Source organism: Bradyrhizobium sp. IC4060, from assembly GCF_020193715.1.
Classification (GTDB): domain Bacteria; phylum Pseudomonadota; class Alphaproteobacteria; order Rhizobiales; family Xanthobacteraceae; genus Bradyrhizobium; species Bradyrhizobium yuanmingense.
The window spans coordinates 1-14981 of sequence record NZ_JADYVJ010000013.1; the positions used below are offsets into that span (position 1 = coordinate 1).

At 66.1% G+C, this 14981-nt stretch carries 14 protein-coding genes, 2 tRNA genes and 1 pseudogene; 7 read left to right on the plus strand and 10 right to left on the minus strand.

The window, feature by feature from the left end:
* Positions 1-485 (plus strand): TCP-1/cpn60 chaperonin family protein (locus I6F16_RS30565; protein ID WP_276573567.1); only part of this gene is annotated, 485 nt, incomplete at its 5' end.
* 225 nt (positions 486-710) lie between these two features.
* Here I6F16_RS30565 and lepB read toward each other — a convergent pair.
* The 5 genes from lepB to I6F16_RS30590 form a co-directional block, all read right to left on the minus strand.
* Positions 711-1454 carry a signal peptidase I gene (gene lepB / locus I6F16_RS30570; protein ID WP_225114398.1) on the minus strand — a complete coding sequence of 248 codons (744 nt, stop codon included), beginning with the start codon at positions 1452-1454 and terminating at the stop codon, positions 711-713.
* Positions 1455-1615: 161 nt separating this feature from the next.
* The gene (locus I6F16_RS30575; protein WP_225114397.1) at positions 1616-2779 is read right to left on the minus strand and encodes a slipin family protein; all 1164 of its coding nucleotides are present in this window, start codon (positions 2777-2779) and stop codon (positions 1616-1618) included.
* A 338-nt stretch (positions 2780-3117) separates the two neighbouring features.
* A tRNA-His gene (locus tag I6F16_RS30580) sits at positions 3118-3183 on the minus strand.
* A gap of 4 nt (positions 3184-3187) precedes the next feature.
* A tRNA-Phe gene (locus I6F16_RS30585) sits at positions 3188-3257 on the minus strand.
* A 195-nt stretch (positions 3258-3452) separates the two neighbouring features.
* Positions 3453-4292, minus strand: a complete 840-nt coding sequence (locus I6F16_RS30590) for a LysR family transcriptional regulator (RefSeq protein ID WP_225114396.1) — start codon at positions 4290-4292, stop codon at positions 3453-3455.
* Positions 4293-4419: 127 nt separating this feature from the next.
* Between I6F16_RS30590 and I6F16_RS30595 the strand changes: the two are divergent.
* A pseudogene (locus I6F16_RS30595) lies at positions 4420-5013 on the plus strand (cysteine hydrolase family protein).
* Between the two features lie 13 nt (positions 5014-5026).
* The gene (locus I6F16_RS30600; RefSeq protein ID WP_225174253.1) at positions 5027-5656 is read left to right on the plus strand and encodes a glutathione binding-like protein; all 630 of its coding nucleotides are present in this window, start codon (positions 5027-5029) and stop codon (positions 5654-5656) included.
* 7 nt (positions 5657-5663) lie between these two features.
* Here the strand turns inward: I6F16_RS30600 and I6F16_RS30605 are convergent, their stop codons facing one another.
* Entirely contained in the window at positions 5664-6743 is a 1080-nt protein-coding gene (locus tag I6F16_RS30605; protein ID WP_225142641.1) for a tlde1 domain-containing protein, read from the minus strand.
* Positions 6744-7401: 658 nt separating this feature from the next.
* Here I6F16_RS30605 and I6F16_RS30610 point away from each other — a divergent pair.
* Together I6F16_RS30610 and I6F16_RS30615 are read left to right on the plus strand one after the other, a co-directional pair.
* Positions 7402-7926: a FecR family protein gene (locus tag I6F16_RS30610; RefSeq protein WP_225174254.1), complete on the plus strand. Its 525-nt coding sequence runs from the start codon at positions 7402-7404 to the stop codon at positions 7924-7926.
* Positions 7927-7982: 56 nt separating this feature from the next.
* A complete protein-coding gene (locus tag I6F16_RS30615; RefSeq protein WP_225124783.1) occupies positions 7983-9872 on the plus strand; it encodes an adenylate/guanylate cyclase domain-containing protein in 1890 nt (629 codons plus the stop codon).
* 4 nt (positions 9873-9876) lie between these two features.
* Here the strand turns inward: I6F16_RS30615 and I6F16_RS30620 are convergent, their stop codons facing one another.
* The 4 genes from I6F16_RS30620 to I6F16_RS30635 form a co-directional block, all read right to left on the minus strand.
* Complete coding sequence (locus I6F16_RS30620; protein ID WP_225174255.1) at positions 9877-11379, minus strand: glycosyltransferase family 39 protein; 1503 nt, start codon at positions 11377-11379, stop codon at positions 9877-9879.
* A gap of 6 nt (positions 11380-11385) precedes the next feature.
* Positions 11386-12513, minus strand: a complete 1128-nt coding sequence (locus I6F16_RS30625; RefSeq protein ID WP_225174256.1) for a glycosyltransferase family 2 protein — start codon at positions 12511-12513, stop codon at positions 11386-11388.
* 241 nt (positions 12514-12754) lie between these two features.
* Complete coding sequence (locus tag I6F16_RS30630) at positions 12755-12955, minus strand: hypothetical protein (protein WP_036027765.1); 201 nt, start codon at positions 12953-12955, stop codon at positions 12755-12757.
* Positions 12956-13090: 135 nt separating this feature from the next.
* On the minus strand, positions 13091-13471 hold the full coding sequence (locus I6F16_RS30635) for a hypothetical protein (protein ID WP_036012816.1): 381 nt from the start codon (positions 13469-13471) through the stop codon (positions 13091-13093).
* Positions 13472-13569: 98 nt separating this feature from the next.
* Between I6F16_RS30635 and I6F16_RS30640 the strand changes: the two genes are divergently transcribed.
* Both I6F16_RS30640 and I6F16_RS30645 read left to right on the plus strand, forming a co-directional pair.
* Positions 13570-14406 (plus strand): DUF72 domain-containing protein, encoded by an 837-nt coding sequence (locus tag I6F16_RS30640; protein ID WP_225174257.1) that lies wholly within the window; start codon positions 13570-13572, stop codon positions 14404-14406.
* Positions 14407-14413: 7 nt separating this feature from the next.
* Entirely contained in the window at positions 14414-14875 is a 462-nt protein-coding gene (locus I6F16_RS30645; RefSeq protein WP_225174258.1) for a DUF488 domain-containing protein, read from the plus strand.
* Positions 14876-14981 lie beyond the last annotated feature (106 nt).

A 14981-nucleotide genomic window follows, 5' to 3' on the forward strand; every position in this document is an offset into this window, starting at 1 on the left:
AGGTCGAGGTGAAGGAGCGCAAGGATCGCGTTGATGACGCGATGCATGCGACCCGCGCGGCCGTGGAAGAAGGCATCGTTCCGGGCGGCGGCGTCGCCCTGCTCCGTGCCTCCGAGCAGCTCAAGGGTCTGCGCACCAAGAACGACGACCAGAAGACCGGCGTCGAGATCGTGCGCAAGGCGCTGTCGGCCCCCGCTCGCCAGATCGCGATCAACGCCGGTGAAGACGGCTCGGTGATCGTCGGCAAGATCCTGGAGAACAAGGCCTACAATTACGGCTTCGACTCCCAGACCGGCGAATATGCCGACCTCGTCAAGAAGGGCATCATCGACCCGACCAAGGTGGTCCGCACCGCGATCCAGAACGCTGCCTCCGTGGCCGCGCTCCTGATCACCACGGAAGCCATGGTCGCCGAGCTGCCGAAGAAGGGCGGCGCCGGCCCGGCGATGCCTCCGGGCGGCGGCATGGGCGGCATGGATTTCTGATCCAGCCGATCAGGCACGATACGAATGCGAAACCCCGGCAGCGATGCCGGGGTTTTTGTTTTTTGGGGAGCACGTCATTCCGGGGCGCGCCCCTCTTGGGCGCGAGCCCGGAATCCATAACCACGAAACTCACGGGCGACGGGCATAGCGGGCCCACTCCATCTGGCTGTGATTATGGATTCCGGGCTCGGCGCTGCGCGCCGCCCCGGAATGACGGAGCAAGCCTTACTCCACCTTCCCGAGCCGCTCGAAGCGCGGCTCGCCGTCTTCGTCGAGCGACCAGAAGATCCGCGTCACCTTGCCGATGAGATTGTCCATCGGCACGAAGCCGAATGTCGACATGCGGCTGTCGGTGGAATTGTCGCGGTTGTCGCCGAGCACGAAGATGTGGCCCGGCGGCACCGTGAAGACGTCTGTGTTGTCGAGATAGCCGTTGTCGAGGCAGTCGTAGGTCACATAGGACGCACCGCTCGGCAGCGTCTCGCGCCAGCGCTTGACGGCCGCGCGGTCGTCGACACCGCAGGCGTCGCCGGCAAATGTCGCCTCCAGGGCGACGCGGGTCACCGGGCGGCCGTTGAGGCTGAGCCGGCCCTGCCGCATCTGGATGCGGTCTCCGGGCAGGCCGACGACGCGCTTGACGTAGTCGGCAGAACTGTCCTTCGCCGTCCGGAATACCACGATATCCCCGTATTCGGGATCGGCGGCGAGGACGCGGCCCGAGATCCAGGACGACGCGAATGGGAGTGAATAGCGGCCATACCCGTAGGGATATTTCGCGGCGAAGACGTAGTCGCCGACCATCAGCGCCGGTGTCATCGAACCGGACGGAATGTTGAACGGCTGATACAGGACGAAGCGAAACAGGATCACCGGCGACCACAGCACCGGGATCATGAGGATCAGGACGACGATCGCCTTCCAGTCGCTGGATCGTGCCGCGGGGCGGATCGATTCCTGAAGAACGGTCATGGGCCTTCCCTGATCAAGACGTTGCGGCCCCAAGATGACGCAACCTGCGAGCGCGCTCAATCCCCGACGAGCTCAAATTTGGTCGCGCCTCGCGCCGATCGCGTTCATCGCAGACGGCAGCAACGCCGATGTGAAGGGCCGCCCGTGGGCGGCCCTTCGGTTCATGCGCTCTCGGGCGCCTTCAGACGCACGAGCCGGGTCAGGAGGGCATCGAGGCCCTGGCCTTCACCGGCATGGAGGTCGATGCGGCCGACCTTCTCGACCAGCCGCTCCAGCGACTCCAGCTCCTTGAGCCGAAGCAGCAGGGGGTTCTCCTCCATCAGGCGGGCAGTGTTCAGGAGCGAACGCGTCGCCGCGGTCTCCTCCTGCCGGCGGATCAGGTTCGCCTTCGCGACCCGCTCCGCCTCCACCACCTTGTTCACCAGCTCCCGGATCTCGCCGGGCAGGATCACGTCCTTGACGCCGAGCTCGGTCACCTCCACGCCTGATACCGCGACGCGTGCACGCACATAGTCGCGCAGCTCCGCATCCAGCGCCGCCTTCGCAGACAGCACCTCGTCCAGCGTCCGGCCCGCCACCGCCTCGCGGATCGCGAACTGCACCAGGCGGTACAGCCACGCATCCACGTCGGGCACGGTCGCCACCGTGCGCTCGGGATCGACGATGCGGCGGAACGCCGTCAGCGTCACCCGCAGCGCGATGCGATCCTTGGTCAGCATCTCCTGCGCGGTGATCTCGACCGCCTGGGGCCGCAGATCGAGGCGCTTCACCTCGATCTTGCGGCCGACGGTCCAGAAGGCGTGCCGGCCGGGCGCGAGCCGCTCCACGAGCCGGCCCTCGACATAGAGCAGGCCCGCTTCGTGGTTCTCGACCACAGTCTCGCTCATGACGGTCGAGCGGCTGCGCTCGATCATGGTGAGGTGCCGCGCGTCGACCCTGACGTCGCTGGACACATCGATGCGCTCGACATCGATGCGCGTTGCGACCTTCCAGTAGACGCGCACCTGCCAAGGCGTCATCAGATGCACGGGCCGGCCGTCGAGGCTGACGATGGCGATCTCGTCCGCCTTGGTCTCGACCGCCTCGAACAGCTCGGCGGCAAGATCAGGCCGCGCGGCCTTCAGCACTGCGTAGCGCTCCGCAGGAAATTCGCTGCGGACCACGTCGAGCACCTCGGCCTTCAGCTCGTGCAGGGGATCGAACAGGCGATGCTTGCCGGGCGCGAGCACGCGCACGAGCTGCCCGTTGCGCGTCAGCAACGCACGCTCGCCATCCTTCACCGTCACGTTCAGCATCAGCAAATGCCAAGTCTTGTTCAAAGTCATGGCACGCCTCCTTCAGTTGCCTCCTGCCGAGCGCGGCCGGATAGCGGGTTACACCTGCAAAGGACGTGAGGACGCGGACGACGCTTCCCGCGAAATCGGCGGGCCGGGGCTTGAGCTTGCATGACGACGGGCGCACGCGCGCGATCGCGCGAGACGTGTCGCGCGGCCGTGCGGAGCCACCCGGCATCAGCGCAAGCGGTATCTACCCGCGGCGCAAAGCCGGTCTCACAGTGTCTAGGTTCGGACGGAAAGCCTTGCGGCAAAACGGCCGGACCGCGACTGAAGCGCGCGTCCGGTCCTCGTCAGAGGTATCAGCGTTTCAGGCTGAAACGGAGCGCTGGAGCGGGATTCGAACCCGCGACAGGATGAGTCACAATCATCTGCTCTACCAAACTGAGCTATCCTTTGTGCAAGAGACCGGAATCGAACCGATGCCTTCGGGTGTTCAGCCCGACGCTCTCCATGAGCTACGTCCTGCGTTTCTCCTTCATTCGGCGGAACACGAAACCGGCAAGCGCGGCCCGCGCCAGTCGGGATCTCAGCGAGCCCGAACCCATGGCCTAGCGAAGGACGGCGCTAATAGACCAGGCACGTTCGGGTTGCAAGGGGGCGGCTGAAGTTTTTTCGTCGCAGCGTGCGCTGCGTGGCGCGATGATTGCGGCGATATGCGACGTCAATTGCGCGAGATGTCCTGGAAGCACGCCCTCACCCACGCGATCGTCACGCGTGTCGCGGGATCGCGCTTGAGGTGGTTCTGCACGAGCAGCCAGACGTCGCGGCGCTTCGGCAGCAGGGTGGCGCGCAGGCTGCGGTCGGCGAGCAGGGCTAAGCAGCTGTGCTCGGGCAGCACGCCGATGGCCTGATGCGACTGGATCATGGTGCGGATGATGCGGATATTGTCGGTGACGCAGCGCATGTTGGTCAGCCGCTTCGCACGTAAGAACTGCGCTTCCGGGATCGCGTCGAGCTCGTCCGGATAGACGCACGCAACGGGCTCGCGGCCGCCGCGGTCCGCGGGCTCGAAGAAGTACAGCCTGACGTCGCCGAGCTTGGAGATAGTGAAATCGCCCTTCTCCGGCTTGCGCAGGCGGATGGCGAGATCGGCCTGCCAGCGCGAGAACTTGACGTTGCCGCTCGCGGTGAGGAATTGCAGCGTCAGCCCCGGATGATCGCGCAGGAAGCTGCTCGCATGCGGCGCCAGCAGCTCCTCGGCGACCGCATTTGTCGAGGCGATGCGCAGCCGCCCGACCGGGCCGGCCTGGCCCTCCTTGATGCGGTCGATCGCCGCCGCATGCGCGGCCATCGCACCGACATGCGCGAGCACCGCCTCGCACTGGCGCGTCGGCCGCCGCACGCCGTCCACCGCATCGAACAGCTTCACGCCGAGATCGCGCTGGATGCGCGCAAGCCTGCGGCCAACGGTGGTCTCGTCGATGCGCAGCCGCGCGCTGGCGCCGGCATAGGTGCCCTCGTCCCTGACCGCGGCGATGATGCGCAGATCGTCCCAATTCATCGGGGCGAGCCTAGCAGGCGGCGCCGCTGCCTGCAAATTTGCAGCCGTCAGCTGCAATAGTCCTGCACAATGGCAGGCTGCTGCTGCGCTAGTGTCGAAGCATCCGAATTCACGAAAGCCTGACGGCATGACCGCTCCAAAGACGCTGCTCGAACTCGCCGGCGCCGATCTCGAACCGCCCAAGCTCAACGAGACATGCCTCGTTCTGATCGACATCCAGAACGAATATTGCGCCGGCCCACTCGCCCTGCCCGATGCGCAAGCAGCGATCGCCGCGGCTGCGCGCCTGCTCGCGCGCGCACGGGAGAGCGGAGCTGCGATCTTCCACGTCGCGCACAAGGGTCGCGCCGGCGGCCTGTTCGACCGCTAGGCGGCGCGCGGCGCGATCGTCGAACGCCTGACGCCGCTCGCGACCGAGCCCGTGATCGAGAAGGCGCTGCCGAATGCCTTCGCCGGCACCGACCTGCAGGCCCGCCTGGCCGCGACCGGACGCAAGAACATCGTGCTCGCGGGGTTCATGACGCATATGTGCGTGTCTTCGACCGCGCGCGCCGCGCTCGATCTCGGCCTGCGCACGACGATCGCGGCCGACGCCTGCGCCACCCGCGATCTTCCCGATGGGCGCGGCGGCGCACTGCCGGCGAGAATGATTCACGAGGTCGCTCTGGCCGAATTGTCCGACCGCTTCGCGATCATCGCGCAGAGCGACGTGCTGACCTGAGGAGACCTTCCCGATGCTGCAGCTCTACTTCTTTCCGATGGCCTGCTCGCTCTCGAGCCACATCGCGCTGCTGGAGGCCGGAATCGAGGCGCAGTATCACCTCGCCCATATCTGGACCAAGCGGCTCGTGGACGACGGCCGCGACTTCCGTGAGGTGTCACCGAAGGGCGCGGTGCCGGTCCTGGTGCTGGAGAACGGCGAGCGGCTGACGGAAAGCGCAGCGGTGCTGCAATACATCGCCGATGTGAAGCCGGAGGCACGCCTTGCGCCGCGGCCCGGCGACATCGATCGTTATCGCCTGCAGGAATGGCTGAGCTTCGTCGGCGCCGAGATCCACAAGGCGTTCCTGTTTCCAACCTTCTGGTACAAGGACGACGGCTCGCTGGCCAAGCCGCGCGCGAGGATCATGCAGACATTGTCGGTGCCGGCAGCGCATCTGGCGGGCCGCGAATTCCTCGTCGGCGACGCCTTCACCGTGGCCGATGCCCATCTCACCTGGACCTTGCTTCTGCTCCGTCCGGCAGGGATCGACATCGGGCAATGGCCACCGCTCGCGGCCTATCTCGAACGCATGCAGGCCCGCCCCGCGGTCCGGCGCGCGATCGCGACCGAGATGGCGCTGCGCAAGACCGTTGCGGCCTAAGCTCGCCTCACTCCACCCGCGCCAGCACCGCGAGCTTGCGGATGCCCTTGTTGCGGTAGGCGTCGAGGAACGCGTAGTAATCCTTGAACGACACGCAGCCGTTGGAATCGCCGCCCGGCCCGAGCATGAAGGTGTGGGCGAGCAGGCCGTCGCGGCCGTAGATCGCGCTCTCGCCGCCGATCGGGGTGAGGCGCAGCGCCGGCACGCCGTGGAACAGCGCCTCGCGCGGTTTCAGCGTATAGATGTGCGGCGGCGTCACGCCGCGCATGCGCAGGCGGCGCGAGTCCGGATCGTCGCGGTTGGCGCCAAGGCCGGAATGCGCCTCGAGCCTGGTGCCGTCAGGCAGATACACCATCTTGGCCGTGATGTCGTAGACCGCGGTGTCCCGCTCATAAGGCGGAGCGCCGCCGAACATCGGGTTCTGCTCCTTCGGGGCGATGGACGCAGTGATGCTGGCATCGGCCGAGGCGTAGGCGAGCAGCCCGCCGGACGCTTCGCGCTTGCCCCACAGCTTTTCCACCATCGCCTGGCGCGGAGCGGTGATCGACATCACCGCGGCCTTGGCACGGTCGGCGAAGGATTTTTGCTTGGCTTCGGGCGCCGGCACGATCTCGGCCGGGTCGGCCGAGGCGAGTTGCAGCTGGGCAGCCGGCGCGCGCTTGGTCTTGTCCGCGGCGTTGTCGGCGCCCTTGGCCGCCGGCTTCAGCGCCTCCGCGACCTTCGCGATCACGCCCTGCTTCGGGGCGTCTTTGGCCACCGCAACGACCTGCGCCGGGGGTGCGGCGCTTGTGGCATTCGACGGCACGCCCTGCGTTGCGGCCGCGGCAAAGCGCTCGTTGAACATCTCGCGCGAGATCGGAGCTGCGACCTGGAGGCGGTCGGGCAGCAGCGCGAAGGTATCCTTGATGGCCTCGCCGGCCTCGCGCAGCGCCACCCTGGGCGCGCGCTTGATCACCGGCTCGTCGTAGCCGACGCTGCCGACTGAGGGATAGACGCTCGCGCCGAAGATGTTGCTGTGGATGGTCCAGCCGGCGCCCATCACGGCGCAGCCGATCGCCGCGGCGCCAAGCCAATTGGTCGTGGTCATTTTCCGGGAAGATTTCCGCGAATTGGTCTTCGAGAAATTCTTGGACTTCCGTGCCGCGTTACTCTGCGCAGCGATACTCGTACTCATTCGCCTTGCGTCCAGGACGGTGTCACTCTGTCCCCCTTCGAAGTGCCGCTGGTCACGATCCGAGAACAGCATCTCGCAGAGGGTCGGAGCGTCATTAAGGCGACTTTTAGTTAAATGCGGATTAAGTTCGGGCGGATCTGCGGCGACTCGTTAACGCTGTCCCGTTTTGAGAAAAACGCCCGCAGAACTACGGACTTAGTCGGGTCTGTTAACTATAATTCTCGGCCGGTTCAGCAGGCTCTGCGGACGTCTGCGGCCACATCCATGACGCACTTGAGAACGTCATTTTCGTGGCCCTCCACTGCCCCCGAACGTAACGCGCCAGCGTTGCGCGAGGCTGGTGGACGACGCGTCGGATTGGGCCTCGTCGGCCGCGCGACAACGGTGCATGCTCATGACGCGCCGGGCACCGCGGCACGGCGCCGTGATTGAAAGTTGATCGCCTCGGTTCTGGACATCGCGGGTGCGAGAAAATAGCTCCCACTTCGGCACTTTTCAGCAGCCTCTGCGCGTGATACGGTACCGTATCATCCTGCCCTGAGCTGTGCCGAGCACGCAAACGGAGGCTGGCATGAGAGGGATTGCGCGCGCGGGGTTTTTCGCCCTGGCGGGGTCGTTTCTGTTGATCGGATCTGCGACTGCGCAGCCTGCGGCGCATGCGGGCTGCACGGCATCGCCGTCGGCTGCCGGGACGCAGACCTGGCGCTGCGACAACGGCATCACCATCGTTGCGGAAAACGGCGCCAGATTTGAACTTAAGGACGCCAACCGCGACGGACATATAGACTCCGTGGAGTTGAGCAGCAAAGCGCTGCTGATCGAGGTGCCCAAGAAGCCGCGCGGCAATCCCTTCAAGGTGCTGACGCCGCAAGCGATCGCCGCAGTGCGCGGCACGAAATGGGCGGTCGATGCCGCCGACGCCAAGACTTCCGTGTTCGTCGCAGACGGCCGGGTCGGCGTGAGCCGCAGGGCTCGTGGACGCGGCGTCGTGCTCGGCCCCGGCGAAGGCGTCGATGTCGAGCCAACCGGTCCGTTGACCGTCAAGACCTGGGGCCAGCCGCGCGTCGACGCGCTCATGGCCAGACTCGGGCAATGAGCCGGGGCCGGCAAGGCCCGGCCCATGAGATTTGGATTATACGATTGCAAGACCGCATGCGCAGCCGACGCGTTCAGATCCTGGTGGCACTCGTCCTCACCGCGCTGTGGGGCGCGGGCATCTATGCCACGCATGCCCACGGCCATCTGCGCTTCCTGGACCGCCTCGAAGCCACGTTGACGGATTGGCGGACGCAGGCGCGCGGCGTGCGGCGTCCGCCGGATTTCGTCACCATCGTTGCGATCGACGACACGGTGGTGAAGCGCGGCGGCACCTATCCACTGCCGCGCGCCGATCTTGCCCGCGTGGTCGATACCATCGTGCAGTTCAAGCCGAAGGTCGTGGCGATCGACCTGCTGCTGGTCGACCGCAGCGCCGCGATCGGCGATGCGACGCTGGCCAACACATTGGCCACCGGCCGCATGGTGCTCGCCGCCGCCGCGATCTTCCCCTCGGCCAGCGAAACCGTGTCACCCAGCAGCGAAGGTCCGCTGGCCGTGCTGCCGGAGGCCGAGCGCTTCCTGCAGCCATTGCCCGCATTCGCCGATCACGCCGAGGTCGGCATCGTCAACGTCGCGACCGGGCAATCGGGCTCGCCGCTCTCGGTGCCGATGCTGTTCCGGACCCGCGACAAGGTCGAGCTGTCGTTTCCGTTGCGCGTTGCGGCGCGCGCGCTCGACGAGCCGCTGACCGTCGCGCCGGGCCATCTCATGCTCGGCGATCGCGTGGTGCCGACCGACAGCAATCTGGCATTGCCGATCACCTATTACGGCCCGCGCCGCACCATCCGTACCGTCAGCGCACAGAGCATCTTCGACGGCACGCTCGATCGCGCGGCCATCGAGAACCGGATCGTCGTAATCGGCGCCTCCGTCGCCGGCGGCGGCGACTTCTATCCGACGCCGTTCGATTCCCTGATGCCCGGCGTCGAGGTGGTCTCGACCGCAATCACGCATCTCGTCGCCGGCGACGCCATCCTGCGTGACCACCGGGTCCGCATTGCCGACGCGCTCACGGCGATCCTGCTGCCGGTGCTGCTGGTCGGCCTGCTCGCCTGGCGGCGCATCGCGCTCGGCACCATGGCGGCGGCCGCGGTGATGATCGCCTGGGCCGGGCTCAACCTGTTCGCGTTCACGCACGGCGTCTGGCTGAACGCCGCGACCACGCTCGCCGCCGCCGTGCCGCCGGTTGCGGTCTTTGCCGGCGTGCAGCTGTGGGCCGGAGGCCGCCGCACGCAATATTTCGCCGCTAAGAGCAGGTCGCTTGCGCAATTCCAGGCTCCGGCGCTGCGGGATTGGCTCTCGCGAGATCCGAACTTCCTCTCGAAGCCGGTGCGGCAGGATGCAGCCGTGGTGTTCGTCGATCTCTCCGGCTTCACCGGTTTGAGCGAGCGGATCGATCCGGACGAGCTCACGGATATTCTGAAGGCGTTTCATGCGCTGATCGACCGGATCGCGATCGATTGCGGCGGCATGATCACGGGCTTTCTCGGCGACGGCGCCATGATCCTGTTCGGGCTGCCGCGCGCGATGCCCGACGATTCGGCGCGCGCGCTGAAATGCGCGGTCGATCTGCATCGCGGCCTCGCACGCTGGATCGCCTCGCTTCCGCCGGCGATCGCGGGTCAGCTCGGCTACAAGATCGGCGCGCATTGCGGCCCGATCGTCGCCTCGCGACTCGGCGAAAGCCATCAGCACATCACGGCGACGGGCGACACCGTCAACGTCGCAAGCCGGCTGATGGAGATTGCCGCCCAGAACGATGCGCGCCTTGCGCTGAGCGACACGCTGCTGGATGCGGCCGACTTCCAGGGCGCGCCCGACGGCGTTCTGTCCGGCCCCCTGCTCGCCCGGGTCCGCGGCCGTTCCGGCGTCGTCACCGTATGGTTCTGGCGCGATCGCGATGGGCCGGGACAGGATGCTGACAAGGCCGAGATGATCGATTAAGCCGCTACCGCGCTTCCGGCGGCGGCGAGCGGTCCAGCACCTCGCCCTTGGCGCCTTCCAGCAGGTCGATGCCGTAGGTCTCGATCACGAGCGGCCCGCGCTTGCGCTGCAATTGCGCCACCTGCGTCACCTTTGCAAAGAGAGCATTGAGGGCAGGATGACCGTCGGCGCGCAGCTCGTCGACATAGAGCAGCTTGCCGGCGAGCAGCTTGGGATCGGGCTCGGCCATGTTGATCCAGCGGATGCGCTGGCTTTGCTGCGCGACGCAGGTGCCGCGCGGCAGATAGAATGCGAGCCAGCTCGTGGTGCCGTAATCCTGCGCCAGCACGCAGGTGGCGCCACTGCGCACGCGCACCGCTTCGATTCCGGCCGCCAGCTCGCGCCAGCCGACACCGACACTGCGCACGGTGGCATCGCGGCGATATCCGGACAACCAGCCGGTATTGGCCTGCACGATCAAGGCTGCAAACATCGCGATGCCCACAGGCGCGGCCCAGCGCAGGCAAACGTCGACGAGGCGCCGCTGACGCGGCTTCCATTGCGCAAGATTGGCCGCGGCGGCCGCGGCAATGACGAACGGCGGATACACCGGCGCGAACCAGTTGGCCTCGACGCGCGCATGCAGCGAATGCCAGACGAAATAGGCGACGATGGTCCAGAACATCGTCTCGATCAGCACGCGCGAGGCCAGCGCGCCGGCGCGCTGCCAGGTCAGCGCATGCAGGCCCATGGCGCCGAGGATGAAGACCAGCGGGGTTGCGAACGCGATCTGGGTCGGGATCAGCTCGGCGATGAAGACGGGGCGGAAGTCCTCGATCTTGGCGCGGCCGAGCTGCTTTGCGAACGAGACCCATTGATGGTCGGCGTTCCAGAGGATCACCGGCGAGAACAGTGCCAGCGCCACGAGGCCGCCGAGATAGGGCCAGGGCGAGAGGAACCAGCGCCGCAGCTTCGGCACGCAAGCGAGCCAGATCAGGATCGCGGCGCCAAAGAACATCGCGGTGTATTTCGACAATAGCGCCGCGCCGACGGCGGCGCCGACCGCGAGCCACCAGGCGCCGCGTCCGGTCTCCAGCACCTTGGCGAGAAAGAACAGCACGAAGCTGGAGGCGACCAGCAGCGGCGCATCGGGCGTGACGATCAGCGTGCCGACGGAAGCCAGCAGCGTCACGTTGAGCAGGATGGCGCTGGTCGCGGCCACACGCACCCCGCCGAACAGAATTGCGGCGGAGCGATAGACCGCATAGCTCATCGGCAGCGCGAGCAGGATCGAGACGAGGCGGACGCCGAGCTCGGTATCGCCCGCGATCATGGTGCCGGCGCGGATCACATAGGCGACCATGGGCGGGTGGTCGTAATAGCCCCCGGCGAGGCTCTTCGACCACATCCAGTAATAGGCTTCGTCGAACGTGATCGGCGTGAAGGCGGCTGCGACGAGCCGCAATCCCACCAGCGCGACAATCAGCAGCGCGGTGTTGCGGACGATCCGCGCGTCGGCCCCGCCCATCACGCGCTATTTCTTGCGCCAGACGAACAGTCCGGACATCGCGTAGTTCCACACCACGCCCATCAACGCGCCGGCCAGGCCGGCCAGCCACCAGATCGGCTCCTGGTCGTAGACCGAGAAGGCGACGCCGACATTGGCGAGCAGGCCGACGCTGCACACGATGTAGAAGGCGATCAGGCCGCGCAGCAGCGCAAAGCCCTTCAGCCGCTGGTCGCGATAGGTGAGGAAGTTGTTGAGGACGAAATTGCTGGTCATGGCGACGATGGCGCCCGCGGCCTGCGCCTCCGGGAACGGCGCGTTGAACAGGCGAAGCGCGATGAACAGCGTGGTCAGGTGCACGACGAGGCCGATGCCGCCAACCATCGCGAACAGGATGAAGCGCAGCGAGACGATGTCGTTGGTCAGCTTGGCGAAGACGAGACCAAGGAAGTCGAGCGCGACCATGGAATCGAGCTTGCTCTCGCCGTGCTGGCGGGCGCCGAAGGTGTAGGGAATCTCGACCGCCCGCAAGCTGCCATGCGCGGTCGCGACGATGTCGAGCAGGATCTTGAAGCCGTGCACGGAGAGTCTTGGCGCGAGCTGCTCGAAGCGGTCGCGGCGGATCATGAAGAAGCCGCTCATGGGATCGGCAATCTCGACCCGCAGCATCTTCTTGGCGACCTCGGTCGCGAGCGCGCTGGCGCCGGCGCGCTGCCTGTTGAAGCCTTCGCTCTTGTAGCCCTCGATGTAGCGGCTGCCGACGACGAGGTCGGCCTGATCGCTCGCGAGCAAGAGCAGCATCTTGGTCAACTGCGTCTCGTCGTGCTGGAGGTCGGCATCGATCACGGCCACATAGGGCGCGCTGGAGGCAAGGATGCCCTCGATGCAGGCGCCCGACAGGCCGCGGCGGCCGATGCGGCGGACGCAGCGCACCCGGCTGTCGCGCTGCGCCAGCTCGCGCACGACATCCCAGGTGCCGTCGGGCGAATTGTCGTCGACGAACACGACTTCCCAGACGACGTTGGCGAGCGTCGCCTCGAGGCGCCGGTACAGCACGGTGACGTTGTCGCGCTCGTTGAAAGTTGGGACGATGACCGACAGTTCCGGCCCCTCGTGGGCTTGGTTGTCGATGCCCGGTCTGATCGCTTCGTTCATGACGGCAGCGTATATCCGCCGCATCCTGCGCTGCCAAGCCGGGGGTCTGGGGAAGGGCCGAAAAGGGGCCTAAAATGCCAACGACCCCGGAACGGCGGGCCGCGCGTACATCCGGCGCAAGCCTTAAGCTATTCCAAGGTCGTTCCAGCGACGGAGGTCTTTACGCTCAACGTCGCCGTTAGAAGCTAGATGGGAATGGCAAAAGCGTTCCGCAAGGGGGCGGAAATCCGATTTTCAAACCCTATTGGTTGGGCACTTCCCGGATGACCGGCCCGCGCGGCGCGGGCGCGACCGGGGCTGCGGGTGCCGCCGCCGCCGGCTCGGCCTTCGCCGGCTTGGGCGGCTTGCCGTACTGGCCGATCGGCCCGAACACGACGGCAACCGCAAGGACGACCGCCGCGACGATCGCCCCCAGAATGCCACCCACCGACTCAGACGACATGCAAGTTCCTGCTCCAGACGGGCTCACTGATACCATGGATGAGCGCGCGACTGGAAGGCCCAGGGCGAACCGCGAATGGCGAGTGGCGAATGAGCATGGCCTGCCTTGTCGCCCTATTCGCGATTCGCCACTCCCCTACTTCTGGGGCGGCCGGTGCTTGACGAAGGCCATCACGATGTCCTTCTGCGCCGCCTCCACCGCTCTGTTCGCGGTGGCGAGATGAGCGCCGGCATCGATATCAGGATATTGCGTGGTGAGATAATCGAGCAGCGTGACCCGGTAATATTGCCGCTCCGACGGACAGGCTCCGGCAACCGAGCGGCCGAAATCCTGCTCCGACAGGCCCTGATTGGACTCGCGCGAATATTCCCGCGCGAGGCAATGCCAATAGTCGTCGCGGCCCTGCTGAGCGAGCTTCTGCGCGCCCTTCGTGTCGTCGTCATCCGCCACGGCAGAACTTGTCATGGCAGCAGATGTCATCATGACGAGCGCGCCCCCCACCAGCAGCATCCGCATCTTGTTCTCCTTCTTCGCGGGCCCGTCGCGAGCTTAGACCGGACCGGCCAACTGGCCAATCACATCTGGTTTGATTAGGATGAGATCCCTCCCCGTCGATGCGAGATCCTCCCGTGGCCAAAGCAAAAACTGCGTCCAAAAAATCCGGCAACATCTTCATCGGTATCGGCGGCTGGACCTTCGAGCCCTGGCGCGGCGTGTTCTATCCGGAGAAGCTCGCGCAGGCGAAGGAGCTGTCCTATGCCGCCTCGAAGCTGACCTCGATCGAAATCAACGGCACCTATTACGGCTCGCAGAAGCCGGAGAGCTTTCGCAAATGGGCGAGCGAGGTGCCCGACGGTTTCGTGTTCTCGGTGAAGGGACCGCGCTTCGCGACCAATCGCCGCGTGCTCGCGGAGGCCGGCGATTCCATCAAGCGGTTCTACGATTCCGGCGTGCTGGAACTCGGCGATCATCTCGGGCCGGTGCTGTGGCAGTTTGCGCCGACGAAGAAGTTCGATGGCGCCGATTTCGGCAAGTTCCTGGAGCTGTTGCCGCGCAAGCTCGAGGGGCGCGCGCTGCGCCATGTCGTGGAAGTGCGCCATGACAGCTTCTGCACGCCGGACTTCGTGGCGCTGATCCGCGAGTTCGAGACGCCCGTGGTTTTCGCCGAGCACGGCAAATATCCCGCCATCGCAGATGTCGCCGGCGATTTCGTCTATGCGCGGCTGCAGAAGGGCAATGACGAGATCAAGACCTGCTATCCGCCGAAGCAGCTCGATGCCTGGGCCCAGCGCTTTCAAGCCTGGGCTTCGGGCGGCGAACCCGACGATCTCCCGAAGGTTGACAAGGCCAAGCCGAAGAAGGAGCCGCGCGACGTGTTCGCTTACGTCATCCACGAGGGCAAGGTGCGCGCACCGCACGGCGCCATGGAACTGATCGCACGGGTGAGTTGAGGGTCCCATGGCAAAGGCGAAGAAGCTCTTCACCATCGGCTATGAGCAGACGCCGCCGAAGGCCGTGCTGGACGAGCTGGAACAGGCCGGCGTCAAGCTCGTGGTCGACGTGCGCGCGGTGACGTCGTCGCGTCGGCCGGGCTTTTCCAAGAAGCAGCTTGCGGCGGGCCTCGACGAGCGCGGCATCGGCTATGTCCATCTCGCCGCGCTCGGCACGCCGAAGGAAGGCCGCCTCGCCGCCCGCAGCGGTCAATACGACGTGCTGGAGATGATCTTCTCCAAGCACCTGAAGACGCCGCAGGCGAAAGAAGAGATGGACGAGCTTTCTGCGCTGGTGAAAAAGGCCGGCCCGGTGTGCCTGCTCTGCTACGAGCGCGACCACACCCACTGCCACCGCCAGATGATCGCGGAGATCATCGAGGAGCGCGATGGGGTTGCGGTGAAGAATTTGGCGGGGCGGCAGGTGTAGCCACAGCCGTCATTCCGGGGCGCGCCTCTTGGCGCGAACTATGGTGCGCAATTGCGCACCTGAGAATCCATTCCTCCACCAACACTGCGGCTAGATGGATTCCGGG

Bases quoted from the DNA above. Each gene is read 5' to 3' on its own strand.
- I6F16_RS30615 (WP_225124783.1), top strand. From the start codon at position 7,983: ATGCGCAGCCGACGCGTTCAGATCCTGGTGGCACTCGTCCTCACCGCG.
- I6F16_RS30625 (WP_225174256.1), bottom strand. From the start codon at position 12,513: ATGAACGAAGCGATCAGACCGGGCATCGACAACCAAGCCCACGAGGGG.
- I6F16_RS30575 (WP_225114397.1), bottom strand. From the start codon at position 2,779: ATGACTTTGAACAAGACTTGGCATTTGCTGATGCTGAACGTGACGGTG.
- I6F16_RS30590 (WP_225114396.1), bottom strand. From the start codon at position 4,292: ATGAATTGGGACGATCTGCGCATCATCGCCGCGGTCAGGGACGAGGGC.
- I6F16_RS30620 (WP_225174255.1), bottom strand. From the start codon at position 11,379: ATGGGCGGGGCCGACGCGCGGATCGTCCGCAACACCGCGCTGCTGATT.
- I6F16_RS30600 (WP_225174253.1), top strand. From the start codon at position 5,027: ATGCTGCAGCTCTACTTCTTTCCGATGGCCTGCTCGCTCTCGAGCCAC.
- I6F16_RS30630 (WP_036027765.1), bottom strand. From the start codon at position 12,955: ATGTCGTCTGAGTCGGTGGGTGGCATTCTGGGGGCGATCGTCGCGGCG.
- I6F16_RS30640 (WP_225174257.1), top strand. From the start codon at position 13,570: ATGCGAGATCCTCCCGTGGCCAAAGCAAAAACTGCGTCCAAAAAATCC.
- lepB (WP_225114398.1), bottom strand. From the start codon at position 1,454: ATGACCGTTCTTCAGGAATCGATCCGCCCCGCGGCACGATCCAGCGAC.
- I6F16_RS30645 (WP_225174258.1), top strand. From the start codon at position 14,414: ATGGCAAAGGCGAAGAAGCTCTTCACCATCGGCTATGAGCAGACGCCG.
- I6F16_RS30605 (WP_225142641.1), bottom strand. From the start codon at position 6,743: ATGACCACGACCAATTGGCTTGGCGCCGCGGCGATCGGCTGCGCCGTG.
- I6F16_RS30610 (WP_225174254.1), top strand. From the start codon at position 7,402: ATGAGAGGGATTGCGCGCGCGGGGTTTTTCGCCCTGGCGGGGTCGTTT.
- I6F16_RS30635 (WP_036012816.1), bottom strand. From the start codon at position 13,471: ATGCGGATGCTGCTGGTGGGGGGCGCGCTCGTCATGATGACATCTGCT.